The organism is Streptomyces sp. NBC_01363 (assembly GCF_026340595.1).
Classification (GTDB): Bacteria; Actinomycetota; Actinomycetes; order Streptomycetales; family Streptomycetaceae; genus Streptomyces.
The window spans coordinates 4,970,561-4,987,479 of record NZ_JAPEPF010000001.1; the positions used below are offsets into that span (position 1 = coordinate 4,970,561).

General features: G+C 72.2%; 13 protein-coding genes and 3 pseudogenes. 10 read left to right on the forward strand and 6 right to left on the reverse strand.

All coding sequences use genetic code 11. The features are described 5' to 3' along the window. Positions 1-40 precede the first annotated feature (40 nt). Positions 41-577, forward strand: a complete 537-nt coding sequence (locus OG611_RS22520) for an N-acetyltransferase (RefSeq protein ID WP_266423043.1) — start codon at positions 41-43, stop codon at positions 575-577. A gap of 116 nt (positions 578-693) precedes the next feature. Beyond that, positions 694-1,611, forward strand: a complete 918-nt coding sequence (locus tag OG611_RS22525) for a PaaX family transcriptional regulator C-terminal domain-containing protein (RefSeq protein ID WP_266423046.1) — start codon at positions 694-696, stop codon at positions 1,609-1,611. Positions 1,612-1,843: 232 nt separating this feature from the next. On the opposite strand, the pseudogene OG611_RS22530 reads toward OG611_RS22525, so the two are convergent. Continuing rightward, a pseudogene (locus tag OG611_RS22530) lies at positions 1,844-1,957 on the reverse strand (transposase); the annotation flags it as partial. 170 nt (positions 1,958-2,127) lie between these two features. Then, positions 2,128-2,283, reverse strand: a pseudogene (locus OG611_RS22535) (isochorismate synthase); the annotation flags it as partial. An 8-nt stretch (positions 2,284-2,291) separates the two neighbouring features. On the opposite strand from OG611_RS22535, the pseudogene OG611_RS22540 reads away from it, so the two are divergent. The 3 genes and pseudogenes from OG611_RS22540 to OG611_RS22550 all read left to right on the forward strand — a co-directional run. Beyond that, positions 2,292-2,564, forward strand: a pseudogene (locus OG611_RS22540) (MFS transporter); the annotation flags it as partial. A gap of 114 nt (positions 2,565-2,678) precedes the next feature. After that, positions 2,679-3,917 (forward strand): hypothetical protein, encoded by a 1,239-nt coding sequence (locus tag OG611_RS22545; RefSeq protein WP_266423048.1) that lies wholly within the window; start codon positions 2,679-2,681, stop codon positions 3,915-3,917. Continuing rightward, complete coding sequence (locus OG611_RS22550; RefSeq protein ID WP_266423051.1) at positions 3,914-5,011, forward strand: hypothetical protein; 1,098 nt, start codon at positions 3,914-3,916, stop codon at positions 5,009-5,011. The genes OG611_RS22545 and OG611_RS22550 overlap by 4 nt, the downstream gene beginning before the upstream one ends. Before the next feature lie 139 nt (positions 5,012-5,150). Here the strand turns inward: OG611_RS22550 and OG611_RS22555 are convergent, their stop codons facing one another. Next, the gene (locus OG611_RS22555; protein ID WP_266423054.1) at positions 5,151-6,164 is read right to left on the reverse strand and encodes a PHB depolymerase family esterase; all 1,014 of its coding nucleotides are present in this window, start codon (positions 6,162-6,164) and stop codon (positions 5,151-5,153) included. A 201-nt stretch (positions 6,165-6,365) separates the two neighbouring features. Here OG611_RS22555 and OG611_RS22560 point away from each other — a divergent pair, with 201 nt between their 5' ends. Then, the gene (locus OG611_RS22560; protein WP_266426105.1) at positions 6,366-8,147 is read left to right on the forward strand and encodes a GAF domain-containing protein; all 1,782 of its coding nucleotides are present in this window, start codon (positions 6,366-6,368) and stop codon (positions 8,145-8,147) included. Between the two features lie 434 nt (positions 8,148-8,581). Here the strand turns inward: OG611_RS22560 and OG611_RS22565 are convergent, their stop codons facing one another. From OG611_RS22565 to OG611_RS22575, 3 genes are all read right to left on the reverse strand, one after another. Next, a complete protein-coding gene (locus OG611_RS22565; RefSeq protein WP_266423057.1) occupies positions 8,582-9,391 on the reverse strand; it encodes an SAM-dependent methyltransferase in 810 nt (269 codons plus the stop codon). A 124-nt stretch (positions 9,392-9,515) separates the two neighbouring features. Beyond that, positions 9,516-11,078 (reverse strand): DUF4139 domain-containing protein, encoded by a 1,563-nt coding sequence (locus OG611_RS22570; protein ID WP_266423059.1) that lies wholly within the window; start codon positions 11,076-11,078, stop codon positions 9,516-9,518. 6 nt (positions 11,079-11,084) lie between these two features. Next, positions 11,085-13,190, reverse strand: coding sequence for a DUF4139 domain-containing protein (locus OG611_RS22575; protein WP_266423061.1), 2,106 nt, complete (start codon positions 13,188-13,190; stop codon positions 11,085-11,087). A gap of 317 nt (positions 13,191-13,507) precedes the next feature. On the opposite strand from OG611_RS22575, the gene OG611_RS22580 reads away from it, so the two are divergent. The 4 genes from OG611_RS22580 to OG611_RS22595 all read left to right on the forward strand — a co-directional run bounded on the left by OG611_RS22580 (position 13,508) and on the right by OG611_RS22595 (position 16,916). Then, positions 13,508-14,575 carry an alpha/beta hydrolase gene (locus OG611_RS22580; RefSeq protein ID WP_266423064.1) on the forward strand — a complete coding sequence of 356 codons (1,068 nt, stop codon included), beginning with the start codon at positions 13,508-13,510 and terminating at the stop codon, positions 14,573-14,575. Positions 14,576-14,636: 61 nt separating this feature from the next. After that, positions 14,637-15,866 carry a sensor histidine kinase gene (locus OG611_RS22585; RefSeq protein ID WP_266423067.1) on the forward strand — a complete coding sequence of 410 codons (1,230 nt, stop codon included), beginning with the start codon at positions 14,637-14,639 and terminating at the stop codon, positions 15,864-15,866. Then, positions 15,838-16,533, forward strand: coding sequence for a response regulator transcription factor (locus OG611_RS22590; RefSeq protein WP_266423070.1), 696 nt, complete (start codon positions 15,838-15,840; stop codon positions 16,531-16,533). Before OG611_RS22585 ends, OG611_RS22590 begins: the two co-directional genes overlap by 29 nt. Positions 16,534-16,679: 146 nt before the next feature. Continuing rightward, on the forward strand, positions 16,680-16,916 hold the full coding sequence (locus tag OG611_RS22595) for a hypothetical protein (RefSeq protein ID WP_266423072.1): 237 nt from the start codon (positions 16,680-16,682) through the stop codon (positions 16,914-16,916). The last annotated feature ends 3 nt before the right edge of the window (positions 16,917-16,919 follow it).

Consider the following 16,919-nt stretch of genomic DNA (forward strand, 5'->3'; position numbering starts at 1 on the left):
GAGCGGAGCTACACGGCAGCCTTCGCCGAGAGGGAAGATCATGGGCGTACCGCAGGAGTCGACGGGGCGGGGCGACGGCGGCGTCCCCCGCCTGCACCGGGGGATCCCGGAAGGAGCCGAACGGCAGGTGGCCGCCCTGTACTGGGAGGCGTTCGGCCGCAAGCTCGGCAGCGCGCTCGGCCCGCCCGGGAAGGGCCGGGCGTTCCTCGCCTCCCATCTGCACCACGACCGCGGCATCACCGTGCTCGACGGCATGGGCCGCGTCATCGGCATCACCGGCTACGACCTCGCGGGCCGTGCCCTGCTCGGCGGCTCGGCGCGGGACGTACTGTCCTGCTACGGCCCCCTGCGAGGACTGCCCAGGCTCGCCCTCCTCGCCCTGTTCACCCGGAAGCCCGCCGAGGGCGAACTCGTGATGGACGGCATCTGCGTGGCAGCGGCGCATCGCGGATCCGGCATCGGCGGCCTGCTGCTGCGCGAGGTCGCCGCCGTGGCCGCCGAGAACGCCTGCTCCCGGATCCGGCTCGACGTCATCGATGTCAACCCGCGCGCCAAGGCCCTGTACGAGCGCCACTGATTCAATGCCGTACGCACCCAACAGACCCCGCTTCTGGGGACGTTGATGGGGTTCGGCGCCGTCACCACCATGTACCGTCCCGCAACCCCCGACGACCTGGGTGGAGGAAGCCCCCGATGAATCACGCACGGCAGGACCATGCGCAGCAGGACCACGCACACCGTCCGGAGATCCCCACGCGGCTGCTCGTGCATGCCCTGGTCCGTGAGGACGGGACCGTCGACGCCGGTGAGCTCTATGCGGTGGCCGGACTCCTCGGCATGACCGACCAGCAGGTCCGGCTGTGCGTCAAACGTCTTGTCACCGAAGGCCGGTTCATCCAGGACGGGCGGGGGCGCAAGGCCGTACTCCGGGCCGGCGCCGATGCCGCGACCGACGCGGTCGCTCCCGACGCGGACCATGTCCGTTACGCTTACCAGCAGGACCGCGGACTCGCCCCCTGGAGCGGCACATGGCATCTGTTCGCCTTCGCCATCCCGGAAGCACGCCGCACCGCCCGCGACGCCCTGCGGGAGGCCCTGCTGCACCTGGGCGCGGCACCCGTTCAGGGCGGTCTGTACGTCGCCGCCAACCCCATCGCCGATCTGGTCGAGGCCCAGGCCCGCCATCTCGACGTGCTCGGCGCCGTCGCCTTCTTCACCAGCACCGATCTGCGCATCGGAGACATCGACGACCCTCGCCAACTGGCCGCCACCATCTGGCCCTTGGATGAGATCGCCGCCCGGCACGAACATTTCGCCGCCTTTGCCGAGACCTGCGCCGACCGACTGGCGCGCGGATCGGACCTGTCCGGGGCCGAGCGGCTCACCCTGGCTGTGGAACTCGCCGCGGAGTTCAGCCGTGCCATGACCCCCGATCCACTGCTGCCCCCGGAGCTGCTGCCCCGGCCCTGGCCCGGTAGTCGCGCCCGCCGACTTGCCCGGGAACGCTGGGCTGCTCTCCGTGCTCTCCCCGCCGCCCAGGGCAACCCCACGTCACTGCCTCGCCTGTTCCGCCTCTACAGTGACGCGATCACCCGGCCCGACGGGCGGTGATACGCGTCGGAAGTCCGTGGTGGGCGCCGCTCACGGGAGAACGGCACCATGCTGTGCTCGTCACGGTCGGGAACGTGATCCGCAAGCGGCTCGATCGTGCCTGAGGGGCTGTCGGGTGGCCGGTTGATTGCGCGGCGATGAGGTCCTCGACGGTCTTGGCTCGGGCGGTCCTGCGGTGGGATTCATGGCTCCACCGCGATGGCTGACCGGCGAGCCGGACGAGCATCAGGCGGATCATCGCTACCTTGATCATGGCCTCGGAGGTTGCCGTCAACCGTTCGTAGTCGCGGGCCGGCCGACGGATTCGGGCCAGCCAGCCCAAACTTCGCTCCACCACCCAGCGGCGAGCCGGGCCAGGACGGTGCGGCCTCCGGCCCGGTCCTGCACGGAAGCGGAGGTGACGGCGACGACCAGCAGCAGGCCCATCGTGTCCACGATCACGTGTCTCGCCACCATCCGCGGGTGATCCGATCCGTCCACCCGACCACGATGCGGCCTGCCTCCTCGTGCTGGTCAGTCGGGGGAGGCGAGCGTGCCGGTCACCGTGGTGGACGGGTGCCCCATGGTGACGGTGCGGATCAGTGTCGGCCGGGCCGGGACGGTCAGCTCCGTGCAGTGCGGGGCCAGGGCCTGGTGGACGGCATCCACGGCGACGGCGTGCTCGTGCAGGTCGGTGCGCCGTGATGAACATCGTCCACAGCCGCATCGAACCCGAACACCTCCCGCGCGCGTCCGGAGCGCTCATCCTGCTCAACACCGTGGGCGGCTCGGTCGGCACCGCTGCCCGCGCCGTGGTCCTGCAGAACCGGCTGTTCACCCGCGGGCCGGACATCTCCGGGGCGCTCGGCGATCCCTTCTGGTGGGTGCTCGGCTTCTGCCTGTTCGCCGCCGCCGGAGCCACGAGGCTGCCCCGGACCGGGTCGCGAAGTCATGACGTGACCGCCGATCGCTGACCGGTGGTCATGGGACCGCGCGGCTCTGATAGGTTCCGGGCCTTGATCCGACGGGTCAGTCGATCCTGTCAGTGGTACTGGGGAGGGGGCTCCGTGGGCCGGGTGCCGTCATGGTTGCGCAAACCGCTGTTCATAGGGGTGCCGCTCGTGCTGGTGGCCACCGGGGCGGTGTTCTTCCTCGGTGCCGACCGGTCGGACGGCAGTGGTCATGCGGCGGCGAACCGGGCGCAGTTGAAGCGTGCCTGTGCGGGATTGCTGCCGTACGAGGAGCTGCGGGGTCTCGTGCCCGACGACGTGGCCGGCGCGGTCGGTCAGTACGGCACCATGCTCCGGCCCGATGAGGACAGCCGCTCCCTGGTGAACTGCTCCGTCACCTGGCCGGGGCACGGCTCGGTGCGGGTGCGGGCCGTCGCGCTCATCTCCCGGATGCCGATGACGGTGCGGGCCGAGGACATCCTGCCCGGCGGTGACGACGAGGGGTACGAGGCGCCCGGAGTCACCGGCAGGGCGGGCAAGGACGGGCGCGCATGGGTCGTCGCCGAGTGCCCCGGCGGGCTGGAGGGGCGGGTCCGTGAGGTGTCCGGGATGTATGTGACGGCCGATGTCGATCTGCCCGTTTCCGGCAAGGGGGAGTCGGCCGAGCACCTCACCGACTTCCGTACTGCAGTCCAGGTCGCCAACGGGATCACCGCCGCTCAGAAATGCGGTGGCTCGCCGCTGAGGACGCCCACCCGGGTCGTCGACACGTACGAGGCCCATGTCACCACGGACGCGGACGGCGGCAACATGGAGGTCGTGGGGATCGACGAGCCGGGCCTGGGCGTGAGGAAGTGCCGGGGGCTCGGCGAGCGCGCGGGCTTTCCCGGCAAGTGGACCGCCAGTGGCGATCTGCAGGACTCACGGCTGCTGAGCGTCTGCGACGCCACCATCCTGGACCGCAAGGACCCGGCAAACACCGATCCCACACCGCCCGACGGCGCGGTCGTCGAGGTCTCGGCGGCAAGTTGGGCCGGGCCGCTCGGTGAGTCCGCCAACGGCCAGTACTACCGTACCGGCGACAGCTTCGGCTTCCGCGAAGGGGAGCGGACGAAGGTCATCCCCGACTCGGAGCCGCACGAACTCGCCCTGTGGGCACGGTCGGAGTGCGCCGCGGGCACCACGTACCACCGGGTCACCGTCCGCACGGAGACCTCCAGCCTCAGTTCGCGCACGCTCGGTGAGGCGGAGCGGACCACGTTCTCCGAGGACGCCCGCAAGCTGATGGACAGCTATCTCGCCGACCCAGGCGGCTGGCCCGAGCAGCAGCGGTGCCATGAAACCGAGATCCTTGGAGAGGTGGAGGGATGGCGGTGAGGCGGATCGTCCTCCGGGCGGTCGCGGCCCTGGTCGCCGCGGCCGTCGCCGTCGCCGGGTACCTCCTGGTGCACGGCGACTTCCAGCGCTGGAGCGACGAGTCGGCACTCGACGGAGCCTGCGACGGCCTGCTCGACCGGAATGCGGTGCGCGGCGTCCTCGGGCCGGGGGCCGTCGAGGTCGAGCACGAAACAGGCGGTACGGGCCTGGTGGGCTGCGAGGTGCACGTCCAGGACGGCGGCACCGCCGAGATCCGTGTCCTCGACACCGCACACGTCGGACGGCGCTCGGACTCCCTCTATACGGGTTCGTCGAGTGCGCTCGCCGTACCGGTCGGCCACGGTTGGACGGGGCTCTTCGGGGCAGCCCCGAACCCCTTCGGGGCGAGGGACCCCTTCAGGGCCGACGAGGACGAGAAGGTGACCACGAGCCTGGTCCTCGACTGCACCGGGGAAGCCAGTGCCAAGGGCCTGTCCGTCACCGTCGAGACCACCCTCGACACGTCCCTGGACGACCCGGCTGTGCGACCGGAGTTCGCCAGGATCGCCACCTCCACCGCGGCCAGGGCCTCGAAGGCCGGGCACTGCGGAGCCAGGCTCGGAAAGCCCGTCAGCAGCCTGGACCTGCCGGTCCACGAGGACGAGTACGAGCCGCTCGGCACAGCCGACGGAACCTGCTCCGGCATCCCCGCCGCACGCGGCTTGACGATCGCCACCGAGACCGCCCGCGGGGGAGCACCGCACGAGACGTGCCGACTCGGTGACGCCGACCGCAGGACACGCTACGTACTCGAGGCGGACTACGGCCCCTACGCGCAGGAGCGGTTGCGCCGCTACGAGGACGAGCCCTACGAGGACGCACCGAACAGCGACACACCCGCGCACCACCGCGACCGTGACGGTCGGATGAGCTGGACGACGGCCAAGTGCGCAGGGGGCCGGGCCCTGTTCACCCTGCAGCCCTCGAACGAGAGAGGGGAGAGGCGCAAGTACCCGAGCGACGACGCGGACCTTGTCCACGAACGTGCCGCACTGGAGGCATTCGCTGAGCGCTCGGCGAAAGCCCATGGATGCTCCGTCCCGGCCACCCCTTGACGCCGCCCCGAGCGTGAAGCCGTCGCCGGGACGGCGCGGGATGGGGCGAGAGGCCTGCGGCGATGGCGTACAGCGGGTCTGCACACCACGAGATCCGCCTCGACGTCACGGCGTCCACGGCGGGGGCGGAGTGTACCTGTCAGCCGCCGAGCGCATGCACCTCACTCAGGATGGCGCGCATCTGCGGTCCCGACTTCTGGGCGTAGTCGCTGCCCGTGTATCCCCACCAGTCCCAGCAGCCCTGGGGATTGCCGCGCAGGAGGCTGATGTCGGTCTGCGGATAGAGGATCACCAGGTTGTTGGTGTCGGCGTACTCGTTGAGATGGGACTCGCGGGCGAACCGGTCACCCACGAACTTGTTGTCGCTCATGCAGCCGTGCAGGGCGACGACCAGCTTGCACGCCGCCCCCGCCGCGCAGGAGTCCGGCGTGTAGAGGAAGCTGCTGCTTCCCATGCTGTACCACTGGGCCAGACCCCCCGGCACATACCGGTTCTGGTCGTGCCGGCTGACGGTGCCCGACTGGGCGGCGGCCGGTGCGTTCACCTGCCCCAGCCAGTGACCGAGCATCTCCCCCTGCGGATCGTTTCCGCAGTTGATCAGGAACGGGTAGAACGTGGTCCCACAGCTCAGCGGGGCGTTCGGAGTGGGCCAGCCGTGCCCTGCCGGATCGGTGTCGTGGTACGCGGTCCGGGCCCCGAAGTCCCGGTAGAGCTGCACTCCTTCGTCGCTCACCGATGTCCGCACGAGGGGATCCTTGGTGCCGTGGTACGTGTAGACGGGCTTGCCCGCCAGATTCGACACGGGGTCGATCCGTCCCTCGGCCGACCAGCGGCGGACGATCTGCTCGATGCCTTCCGGGTCGGTCGAGATGAGCCCCGTACCGCAGGCGATCAGGCCGACGACGATGCCGCCCTTGCCGCAGTAGTACGGACCCGCGGCGACGATGCCCGCGCCCTTGAAGGTGCCCGAGTAGGCGACCTGGAGCTGCGAGGCCATGAACCCACCGGAAGAGATGCCGGTGACGTAGGTATCGGTGATGTTGAGTCGGGGGAGGCCGGGTTCGCCCGCGTGGGCGGGGGCGGTGAGCCCCAGGGCCGCGGCCAGGGCGGCCGCCAGGGTGACAGCGGCGGACCGCAGGGAACTGAGCTTCATCGTGCGCTCTCCTTCACTGGTGTCCGTCCGGGGAAAGGGGGCGGGAGCCGGGTTCACGGAGGAAGACGGACGGGGCCATGGTTGGCCGTGCACCACCCCGCGGGAAATGGAGGTGAGCCACGTCGTCCACGGCGATGAGTGGAGATTCTCTCCGTCGCCCGGTGTGCACGGCGGCAACGGTGCGGTATCACTGGCCGGGTGATGACAAAGCCGGAGACCACCGGTGCTCTGCTGCGCCTGCTGCGCGAGGAGGCCGACGAGACGGAGTTCCGCGCCGTGGCAGCGGCACCGCAACTCGTCGACGACGCCCTGGAGATACGTTCCAGGCTCGCGGCCCACCGCCGCCGGGAGGCCGCGCTCGCCGCGCTCTACGAGACCGCCGGCGACCTCGCCTCGCTGCGCGATCTGGAGGACGTCCTGCAGGCCATCGTCAGCCGAGCCCGCACCCTCGTCGGCACCGATGTCGCGTATCTGCTGCTCTCCGACCCGGAGGAGGGCGACACGTACGTACGCGTCACCGACGGCATCACGACGGACGGGTTCAAGACCGGCCGGCTCGCCGCCGGTACCGGTCTCGGCGGACTGGTCGCCGCGACCGCCGTGCCGTACCACACCGCCGACTACCCCAACGACGCCCGCTTCGCGCACACCCCGTACGTGGACGGCGTCATCGGCGCGGAGGGGCTGGTGGCCATCCAGGGCGTACCGCTGAAGTTCGGCGATCAGGTGTACGGGGTGCTGTTCGCCGCCAACCGCCGGGTGCGGCCCTTTTCGCCGGACGAGGTCGACCTGCTCATCTCGCTCGCCAATCACGCCGCCCTCGCCATCGAGAACGCCACCCTCTTCGAAGAGGTCCGCAAGACCGCCGCCGTCCACGAGCGGCTCACCGCCGTCGCGCTCGACGGAGGCGGTCCGACGGGGCTGGCGTCGGAGCTCGCCGATGTACTGCGCGGCAGCGTCCTCGTGCTCGACGCGCAGGATCGGCCGCTCGCCTCGGCGGGCGACGCGCCGCCCGAACCCGCCGACCTCGTACGGGAGATGGCGCAGGCTCGGGCCCGCCGCGGCTCCGCGACGCGCGGAACCGTCTGTGTCACCCCGATCGTCGCCGCCGACGAACACCTCGGCACGCTGCTGCTCGTACGCGGCGGACTCGACGCCTCCGACATCCACGCCCTGGAACGGGCCGCACAGGCGGCCGCCCTCATGCTTCTCGGCGAACGTACGGTCGCGGAGGCCGAGCGCCGGCTGCGCGGCGAGATCCTCGAAGACCTGCTGGGCGCTCCGCACCGTGACCCCGAAGGGCTGCGCCGCCGGGCCGCGTTGGTCGGCCTGGACCTGGAGCGCGACCACGTGGTGCTGGTGGCCCGGGGCGGGGACAACACCAGGCGGCGCCGCATCACGGAACTGGCGGCCGGCCATGCCACCCGGCTCGGCGGCATCGCGGGGGAGTACGGCGGCAACACGGTCGTCGTCCTGCCCGCCGCCGACGACCCCGGCGGTGCTGCCCGCACCTTCGCCGAGCTGCTGGCCGACGGGACCGGACACCCTGTCACGGTCGGCGCGGAGCCCGCGGCACCCGGTGCGTCGGCCGTCGTCGAGGCACACCGCGACGCCGCCCGCTGCCTGGACGCACTGGTCGCGCTGGACCGTGTCGGCGAGGGCGCCTTCCGAGACGATCTCGGCATCCACGGCATCCTGCTGGGTGCGGCGGGCCGCGACGAACTGGACCGCTTCGTCCGCCGCACGATCGGTCCGCTGCTGGCGCACGACGAGACCCGCGGCAGCGAACTGGTGCGCACCGCGCTCACCTACTTCGCCTGCGACGGCAACCTGAGCCGTACCGCCACCGCCCTCTACGTCCATGTCAACACGCTCTACCAGCGCATCGACCGGATCTCGGCGCTGCTCGGCCCGCTGTGGCGGCATGGCGACCACGCGCTCCAGGTCCACCTGGCCCTCACCATGCGGCGAACGGCGGGATAGGGCTCTGCCGGCTAGTGCGACGCCGTCCGGATCAGGGCCGGCTCGGCTGGACGGCGTCCCTGCCGGGCGCGGCCGGCGCTCGGCTCGGGACGCCTGCCCGTCATGCGGGGACGCGCCGTGCACCTGCTGATGCCGGCCCGTCCGATGCCGGGCAGGCCCTAAGCCTCGATTCACCGGTCTGTTTCTGAAGTGATCTTTTGAGGCTTCGAGGGTCGGGGTGGCGGGGGTTGTGACTGGGCGCGGGCAGGCGGTACTTGCTGGCCTGCCCAGCTTTTCCACAGTTCTGCTCCGGTCAGGCCCTGACGGGGCGGGATAGTCAGGGCGTCAGGGCGCTTCGGGCGGGGCGTGGACGGTGTCGAACATCTGTGTCCAGGCGTGCCGCCAGGGCCATCGCCGGAGTAGGTGCATCACCGGGACCAGCCCGGCCTGCGCGATCAGATTCGGGAAGCCTTGCGCGCGACGGCGCACCACATGGGCAGGGTGTCGTCCGGAGTGTCGGACGGTCCGGGACGCCAGCAGGTCAGGGTGACAACGCCCGGTTCCAGGATCTCCAGGCCATCGCAGAATCGTTGCACCTCGTCGTGGGTGCGCGGGGTGGCGGAGGCGTGGCTGGCGGCGCGCTCGTTGTAGATCCGCATGGATTCGGCGACCTCGGGGGCGGTGACGTCGACGGCCGGATGGGACAGGACGAGGTGACTGCCCGGGGCTAGGCGGTCCAGCAGCCGGCGGGTGATGTCCCACGGGTCCTCGGCGTCCTTGATGTACTGCAGGATCGCCACCAGCATGAGGCCGACCGGCTGGTCCAGATCCAGGGTGTGGGAGGCCGCGTCGAGAATCGTGTCCACGTCCCGCGCATCGGCCTGCACATAGTCGGTCTGTCCCTCGGGGCCGCTGACCAGGAGCGCCCGCGCGTGGGAGAGGACGATCGGATCGTTGTCGACGTAGACGACACGCGATTCGGGAGCGGCCCGCTGGGCCACCTCGTGGGTGTTCTCCGCGGCGGGAATGCCCGTACCGATGTCGAGGAACTGACGGACCCCGGTCGCCGCGAGGTGACGTACGGCGCGGCCGAGGAAGGCCCGGTTGGCCCGGACCGACGGCACGATCGTCGGGTTCGCCCGAGCAGCGAGCTCGGCTGCCTCCTGATCCACCGGATAGTGGTCCTTGCCGCCCAGCCAGACGTTGTAGACGCGGGCGGGGTGCGCGTTCGTGGGATGCGTCGCGGACAGCGCGTGGTCGTTCATCGTGTGTCACCTCGTGCGGCATGAAAGGCCAGGTCGGGCCCAGGTTTCGGCAACGGTACCCCGGTGATCCGCGCCGCACCGCCGATCGGCGGAAGTCGCTCGGCGGGTGTTCGGCCCACCATGCTCAGAGCCCGGTGACCTTGGCACTCGCCGACAGTTCGTAGACCAGGGTGACCGTGCGCCGGCTGCCGGGCGGGAGGGCGACGTCCCAGCGGGCGATGCCCTCGGCGTCGACCGCGTCGGGTGCCGGGAAACACGCATCGTTGCGCAGGCGGGTCTCCACCGCCGAGACCTCGGAGACCGGGATCCGCTCCCGAAGGACGACCACCTGCTCGCCGACTTCCCCAGGTGCGGAGAACCGGGACAGGTGCAGCCGGACCGTGCGGGTGACCACGGTCCGCTGGGTGAGGGCGGCGGAGTCGCGGGACTCCTCGGCCTGCCGGATCACCCTGTAGTCGTCGCAGCTGCCGAAGGCCAGCTCGACGGCGGCACCGGGGGCGGTGAAGTCCAGGGTGCCGCGGCCACTGAATCCGCTGCCGCGGACCAGGTCCACGGGCCCGGCGAGCAGCGCGTGGCCGGAGAGATTGTCGAACCGCACCACCTGGGTGACCAGCGGGGACAACTCCGGTGAGCAGGCGTACTCACTGGGCGCGGCCGTGGTGAATGCGGAGAGCGGCACCCGGTGGGCGCGGCCGTCACCGGGCACCGAGACCGGCGCGGGGGATCTCAACACCCGCGCCTCGCCGCCGTCGTCCACCCCCGGCAGGCCGAGCACCGGGGCCGGCCCGAGGGTCCCGATCTCCTCCTCGCGCAGCTCGACGTCGACGGCGCGGCGCTCCGCAGCGGAGCGGTCCATGAGCGTCAGCCGGTCCTCGCCCAGTCGTGGCGGATCGGTGGCCAGTGCCGAGCGGGCCGTCGACAGTGTCAGCCGTACGTCCGACCAGTCCTCACCGGTGCGCTGCCAGACCATCGCGTCGGTCTCCAGCGTCAGGGAGTCCCCGTCGAGCACGGCCCGGTAGGCGGGCCGCCACAGCGCACACGGGGTGAGGTGGCTCAGGCGCAGCCCGACCGGCCCGGCGGCCGAGGCCTCCACGGTCAATTCGATATGGCCGACCAGCTCGGCGGGCTCGTCCTCGGAGAGCTGCATGGCCCGCTCGGCTTCCCCGAGTTCGACAGCGAGGGCGGCCAACCTGGCCTCTACGGTGCGGAGTTGTTCACCGTGCGCGTCGCGCTCTTCGTCCACCCGGTCCAGTTCCCGGGCCCAGCGGGACCGTTCGGTCTCCCCGGAGCCGGCGCCCTCGCCGATCTCCCGCAGCAGATCGGCGACGAGGCGGCCGAGCAGGCCGAGGCGGGCATGCAGCCGGTCGCGGCTCCGGCCCAGGGCCAGTTGCTCCTCTTCGAGGATGTGTACGCGGTGGCGCAGGGCGGAGTCGCCGTCGGTGGGCGGCAGCGGCCCGCGCGGCGTCCAGCTGCGGACGATCCGCACGTCGAGCACGCTCGCGGGGTGATCGGCGGTCAGCTCGGCATGGAGGGTCCGGTCGACGGCCAGCGCACTGACCGGCCCGAGACGCAGTCGCTGGACCCCGGCCTCCAGGTCGAGCAGGACGGCTCGCTCGATGTGGGCGCGGTCCTCCAGGCACGTGACGGCGGTGACGGGGAGGGCGATCGGCTTCGGGGCCGTGGACATGGCGTGTCAGCTCCTGCGGTTGCCGCCGACCAGGGCCTTGCCGGTCGGGATGCGGATCTCGTAGCCGCCGTCCAGGGCGGCAGTGGCGCCTGCGGGCAGGTCCAGTCGCCAGAGGCGGGTGCCCGGCGCATGCCGATCGGGCCCCGTGCCCTCCTCGGGTGCCGTCCAGTCGGCCCGTTCCTCGATCCGGGCGTCCGGTTCGAAGGTGACGGGCACCCTCTCGCGGACTTCCACGGTGACGGGCCTCGCGAGCCCGTTGGCCAGCTCCACGTGGACGCGGTGGTCGAGCACGGTGGTGTTGTTGCGCAGGCCCGAGGTCGACTCGTGCAGGTTCGTACGGCGGGTGACCCGGATGCCCTCGGCCGGCCCGAGCCCCACCCGGCGGACGCCACCGGGGGCGAGCGTGGGCAGTGCGGCGGTCAGCAGGAAGTCGTCGTCGACGGTGACCTCCACCGGGGCTGCCAGCAGTGCCTGGTCGGTGGCGTTGGAGAGCACCAACGTCGCGTACACCGTCTGCTCCACGGACGGTACGCAGAGGTACTCGGTACGCAGGCCGACCGGGATCTCGCCGACGGTGACGGTGTGCCAGGCGCCGTCCGACGGAATGTCGGCGCGGGCGGTGGCATCGAAGCGGTGGTCGAAGGAACCCGCCGACTCGCGGGGCCGCACGGCCTGTCCGGGCAGCGGCAGCGCGGCCACCGCTTCGGCGCGGCGGCGGTACTCGACTGCCACCGGGTCGAAGGGGGAGCCGGGAAACAGCCGGCCTCGGCGACCGCCCTGCTCGTCGGGGCCGCACAGGACAAGGGCGGCATAGTCGAGCTCGGTGCCGCTCGGCTGCGGCGGACCGGCCACCGGTGCCGGCGGGGGTGGCGGCGCAGCCCGGCCGGGAGCCGCGGGCGCCATGGGGGCGGGGGCCCCCGCGTACGGCATGCCCCGGGTACGCGGACTCTCGCCCGGTCGCGGACCGCCCGGCTGTGCGAGGGCGGGCATTCCGCCGCCGAAGGCCTCCGGGGGAGCGCCGTATCCGCCGCCGGGCGCCGGGGCCGCGGCCGACGGGCCGCCGTAGCCCTGCGGTGCCGGTGGCGGGGGAGGCGGCGGTGGCGGAACGGGATCGGACGCGTAGCCGCCCGCGGCACCCATGGCCCCTGGCCCGGCCACGGCGGCCGCGGGCAGGGCGGTCGGGGCCGGGCCTGGGCCCGCGGCGTCGTACCCGGAGAACAGGTCGACGAGCCCGGCGGGGGGCTCGCGCCAGCCGGAAGGCGCGGGGGCGGGCTGACTGCGGCCGATCCGGATCGAGCGGAGCCTCGGCAGGTCGGTGCGGCGCCGAAGGTCGGCGGTGGCCAGGGCGATGCGTACGCCGGTCCAGTCCTCGCCGGTCCGCTGGGCGACCGAGGCGCGCAGCACCAGACGGCCGCCGCCGTCGCCCTGGCGGTGGGTCAGGCGATAGGCCGGCACCCAGACGGCGCCCGGAACCCCGTACTCAAGCTCCAGTTCCACCTCCGCGTCACCGGAGCCGTCGAGGGACAGGACGGCGCAGACCGTGGTCTCCAGGTGCGCTGACGGCGCGTCGGTGGAGGCGCGGGCGAGCCTGTCGGCGGCGACGGTGAACTCGTGCTCGACGTTGCGCAGTGCCTCCTCCAGCTCGACGAGGCGGTTGTGCAGTCCCGCCAGCCGCCCGTCGACGAAGTCGGCGAGCTCCAGCCACGCGTCGATCGGGGTGCGGCGGTGCGGGTCCTCGCGTCTGCGGGGAGGCGGGACCGGGTGGAGGGCCCTGATCTCCTCGATCAGGCCCAGCTGCCGGTCCCGGCGTCCTTGCGCCGCCGCGTGCTCGTCGCCCAGCCGCTCGACCTCGCGCCGCAACTCGTCGGGCGTGCCCGTGCCGAGCGGCTCGGCCTCGACTTCCACCCGGGCCTCGGTGACGCGCACCCCCGGGGCGCCCAGGACACGGGCCCTCAGCGAGCCCGGGTCCAGCGAGCGCGGCAGTCCCGTCACCCGCACCCGGCCGTCGGACGCCACGCTGCCCCGGGCCAGACGCCGGCAGACCGCGCCCTGCGCGTACACCACGACCGAATCGAGGGTCGACCCCCACCTCCGTGCCGACTCAGCCGTCATGTGCTCCGCCCCCCGTCGCGTACATGCTGGGCGAAGCTTACGCCCGGCCGGTCCGTGCGTCCGCGGCGAATCGGGCAGCCGGTATCTCCGTCACCGCGGAGGCGTCCTTCGTGTACCGCTGCTTCAGCGGATCGCGCCGCCGACAGCCCCGACGCCTTGACGGAACACGGCGTACGGCGTCTGTCGCGCCGATGGTGTGGTTGGCTACGCCGTATGGGTCTCACGCGAGTACTCCCCGGGTGCACGCCTGCGGGGGCGGCGAGCTGTTGCGGCGAGGGCGCCGGGCGGTGTCCCGCTGTTCGGCCGGAGGGTGGGGCATGAGTGTCCGTGGAGCGTCGTCGGAGTCCGGCGCTGTCCCGGCAGCGAAGGCGGTGCCCCCCTTGGACCCCGAGCTGAGCGTCGCGCTGGCCGCCTTGGGCAAGGAGGCCGGGGAGCCGCTGGCCCCGGGCAATCTGGAGGCCCGGCGGGAACGGGATGCCGCGGCCCGGCCCAGGCCGACGGCCGAGGAGCTTCGCGCCGACGGCCGTTTCGAGGTGGCGGAGCGCCGTGTGCCGGGGCCGCCGGGCGGGCCTGACGTCACGCTCGTGAGCGCACGGCCGGCCGGCCTCGTCGGGCCGCTGCCGCTGCTGTACTACATGCACGGGGGCGCGATGGTCATGGGCAACGCGTGGTCCGTGCTTCCGCGGATTCTTCGCGAGTGGGCCCTCCCGCTGGAACTGGCCGTCATCTCGGTCGAGTACCGGTTGGCGCCGCGGGCGCAGTATCCGGAACCGCTGGAGGACTGCTACGCCGGACTCGGCTGGGCGGCCGGGCACGCGGCCGAACTGGACATCGACGCGGACCGCATCGTCATCGGCGGGAAGAGCGCCGGCGGCGGGCTCGCCGCGGCCCTCGCCCTGCTGGCCCGTGACCGCGGCGGCCCCCGGGCACTGGGGCAACTGCTGCTGTGCCCGATGCTCGACGACCGCGGCAGTACCTTCTCCAGTCATCAGATGACGGGCATCGGCGGGTGGGACCTCACCTCCGGCGCGACCGTCTGGAAGGCGCTGCTGGGCGACCGCCACGGTGCCGCGGACCTGCCGCCCTACGCGGCTCCCTCCCGCGCCACGGACCTGTCCGGACTCCCTCCGGCCTATGTCGAGGTCGGGTCGGCCGAGATGTTCCGGGACGAGGACGTGGCCTACGCGAACGCGATCTGGCAGGCCGGCGGCCAGGCCGAACTGCATGTGTGGCCCGGTGCCTGCCACGGCTTCGACGGCCTGGCGCCCCGGGCGGCCCTCAGCCGGGACGCACGCGACGCCCGTACCCGCTGGCTCCGGCGCCTCCTCGCGCAGGCCGGCACGGGGAACCGGCCCGGCGCAGGGGCCGGCGGACGGCAGACGTAGAGGATCGCTCCCGCCCCGGCGCGACGATGCCCGATTCGTCCGTCGACCCTACGGTGGAGGCATGGCGGTGATCAACGGTTGGCGGCCGGGAACAGAGGCCCGGCTCCGCGCGGTGGACGCGGGGGGCGCGGCCGTGCTGTTCGTGCTGTCGGTCGTGGCCGCCTCGCTCGATCCGCACAAGCACCAGTTCCTGTTGCGCTGGCCCGCGGTGCTGGTGGCGGCCGTCGGCTGCTCCGCACTGTTGCGGCGGCGTCGCCACCCGTTCGGCGTACTGGCCGTCACCATTGGCTGCGGGGTGACCTTTCAGCTGCTCGGAGTCCGGGACAGCCCGTTGGTGGTGAGCCCGGTTCTGGTGGCCGTCTACACCGTGGCCGTGCGTACCGACCGGCGTACCGCCTGGACCTCGGCAACTGTCTCGGCCGGCGTCCTGGTGAGCACCGCCGCGATGTTCACCCCGCAGTCGTTGCTGGCACCGGACACGATCGCGATGCTGGCCTGGACGGCCCTGCCGGCCGCAGTCGGGGACGGGGTGCGCTCACGCCGCGCCTATGTCGTGGCCGTGGAGGAACGGGCGGAGCACGCGGAGCGCACCCGCGAGCAGGAGGCGCGGCAGCGAGTGGCGGCCGAACGGGTCCGGATCGCGCGCGAACTGCACGACATCGTCGCGCATCACATCGCCTTGATCAACGCGCAGGCGGGCGTTGCCGTCCATCTGGTGGACCAGCGGCCGGAGCAGATCCTCACCGCGCTGGAGGACATCCGGGACACCAGCCGCTCCGCGCTGGACGAACTTCGGGTGACCGTGGGCCTGCTCCGGCAGTCCGACGATCCGGTGGTGCCGCGCGATCCGATGCCGGGCCTGGCGCAGGTGCCGGCCCTGTTGGCGTCGTTCGAACGCGCCGGGCTGGCCGTGAGCCACACCCGGTGCGGCGACACCGAGCCACTGGATCCGGCGGTCGACCTGGCCGCGTACCGCATCGTGCAGGAGTCCCTGACCAATGTGCGCAAACACGCCGGAGCCGATCACGCCCGGCTGTGCCTCCACTACCACCGGGAGCGGCTTACGATCACCGTCGAGGACGACGGATCCGCCGGACCGCGCCGTCCTCACCCGGGGGCCGGTCACGGGCTGATCGGCATGCGTGAGCGGGCTGCCACGATCGGGGGCAGGCTGCACGCGGGACCACGCCCCGAGGGCGGATTCACCGTGACGGCAGAACTGCCGCTGCGCCCCGGCCCGGCACGGGATCGGAGAGACGGGCATGACGATTCGCGTACTGCTTGCCGATGACCAGGCCCTGCTGCGGGGCACCTTCAGAATGCTGTTCGACGCCACGGACGACATGGAGACCGTCGCCGAGGCCTCCAACGGGCGCGAGGCGGTCGAGCTGGCCGGCGCACAGCACCCGGATGTGGTCCTGATGGACATCCGCATGCCGGAGATGGACGGCCTGGAGGCGACCCGGCTCATCAGTGAGTCCGAGGACCTCGCAGGCGTGAAGGTGCTCATCCTGACCACCTTCGAGGACGACGAGCACGTCGCCGAGGCGCTGCGTGCGGGCGCGAGCGGCTTTCTCGGCAAGGGTGCGCGACCCGAGGAGCTTCTCGATGCCGTGCGCACGGTCTCGGGCGGCGAGGCGCTGCTGTCCCCGACGGCGACACGGGCGTTGATCACCCGGTTCCTGGCCCAGCCGGATCCCTGCCCGGTGGCCGTGCACGAGCGGCTGGAGTGCTTGACGCCGCGGGAGCGCGACGTCACGGCCCTCGCCGCCCTGGGCCTGTCCAATGATGAGATCGCCGATCGCCTGTTCGTCAGCCCGCTGACCGCCAAGACCCACGTCAACCGGGCGATGACCAAGCTGGCGGCGCGTGACCGTGCCCAGCTCGTGGTCGTCGCCTATCAGTGCGGGCTGGTCAGTCCGGCGGCCGAGCCGGATGGCCCGGAAGCGCCCGCGTAGACGTCGGCATGGCGTTCCGCGGTCGGCCCCGGCAGTAGTCCGGCGTACCGGATACCGCAGTCGTGGTAGGCGGGAATCACTGTGTGGGGACGATGTGCCGGGGGCCCTCCCTGGGCGATGGTGGGACCACGAACGGAGGTTTCGCCATGATCGAAGTCCAGTACCTGACCAAGACGTCCGGCGAGAAGCCGGTTCCCGCACACCTGACCCTGCTGCGCGACGCCCTCGCCTGCGGGCAGGGCCAGAGCATGAGGGCGGGCGTGGCCACCCGGGCCGAACGCAGCCACGCGTGCTCCCGTCGCAGCGGGCCGGACCGCGCCGCCCCGCCGATGCAGATCACACTGGCCCAATGGGTCAGCAGGACCACGTCGTCCAGCAGGTGAGCC

Bases quoted from the DNA above. Each gene is read 5' to 3' on its own strand.
- OG611_RS22520 (WP_266423043.1), top strand. From the start codon at position 41: ATGGGCGTACCGCAGGAGTCGACGGGGCGGGGCGACGGCGGCGTCCCC.
- OG611_RS22525 (WP_266423046.1), top strand. From the start codon at position 694: ATGAATCACGCACGGCAGGACCATGCGCAGCAGGACCACGCACACCGT.
- OG611_RS22555 (WP_266423054.1), bottom strand. From the start codon at position 6,164: ATGAAGCTCAGTTCCCTGCGGTCCGCCGCTGTCACCCTGGCGGCCGCC.
- OG611_RS22560 (WP_266426105.1), top strand. From the start codon at position 6,366: ATGACAAAGCCGGAGACCACCGGTGCTCTGCTGCGCCTGCTGCGCGAG.
- OG611_RS22565 (WP_266423057.1), bottom strand. From the start codon at position 9,391: ATGAACGACCACGCGCTGTCCGCGACGCATCCCACGAACGCGCACCCC.
- OG611_RS22570 (WP_266423059.1), bottom strand. From the start codon at position 11,078: ATGTCCACGGCCCCGAAGCCGATCGCCCTCCCCGTCACCGCCGTCACG.
- OG611_RS22575 (WP_266423061.1), bottom strand. From the start codon at position 13,190: ATGACGGCTGAGTCGGCACGGAGGTGGGGGTCGACCCTCGATTCGGTC.
- OG611_RS22580 (WP_266423064.1), top strand. From the start codon at position 13,508: ATGAGTGTCCGTGGAGCGTCGTCGGAGTCCGGCGCTGTCCCGGCAGCG.
- OG611_RS22585 (WP_266423067.1), top strand. From the start codon at position 14,637: ATGGCGGTGATCAACGGTTGGCGGCCGGGAACAGAGGCCCGGCTCCGC.
- OG611_RS22590 (WP_266423070.1), top strand. From the start codon at position 15,838: ATGACGATTCGCGTACTGCTTGCCGATGACCAGGCCCTGCTGCGGGGC.
- OG611_RS22595 (WP_266423072.1), top strand. From the start codon at position 16,680: ATGATCGAAGTCCAGTACCTGACCAAGACGTCCGGCGAGAAGCCGGTT.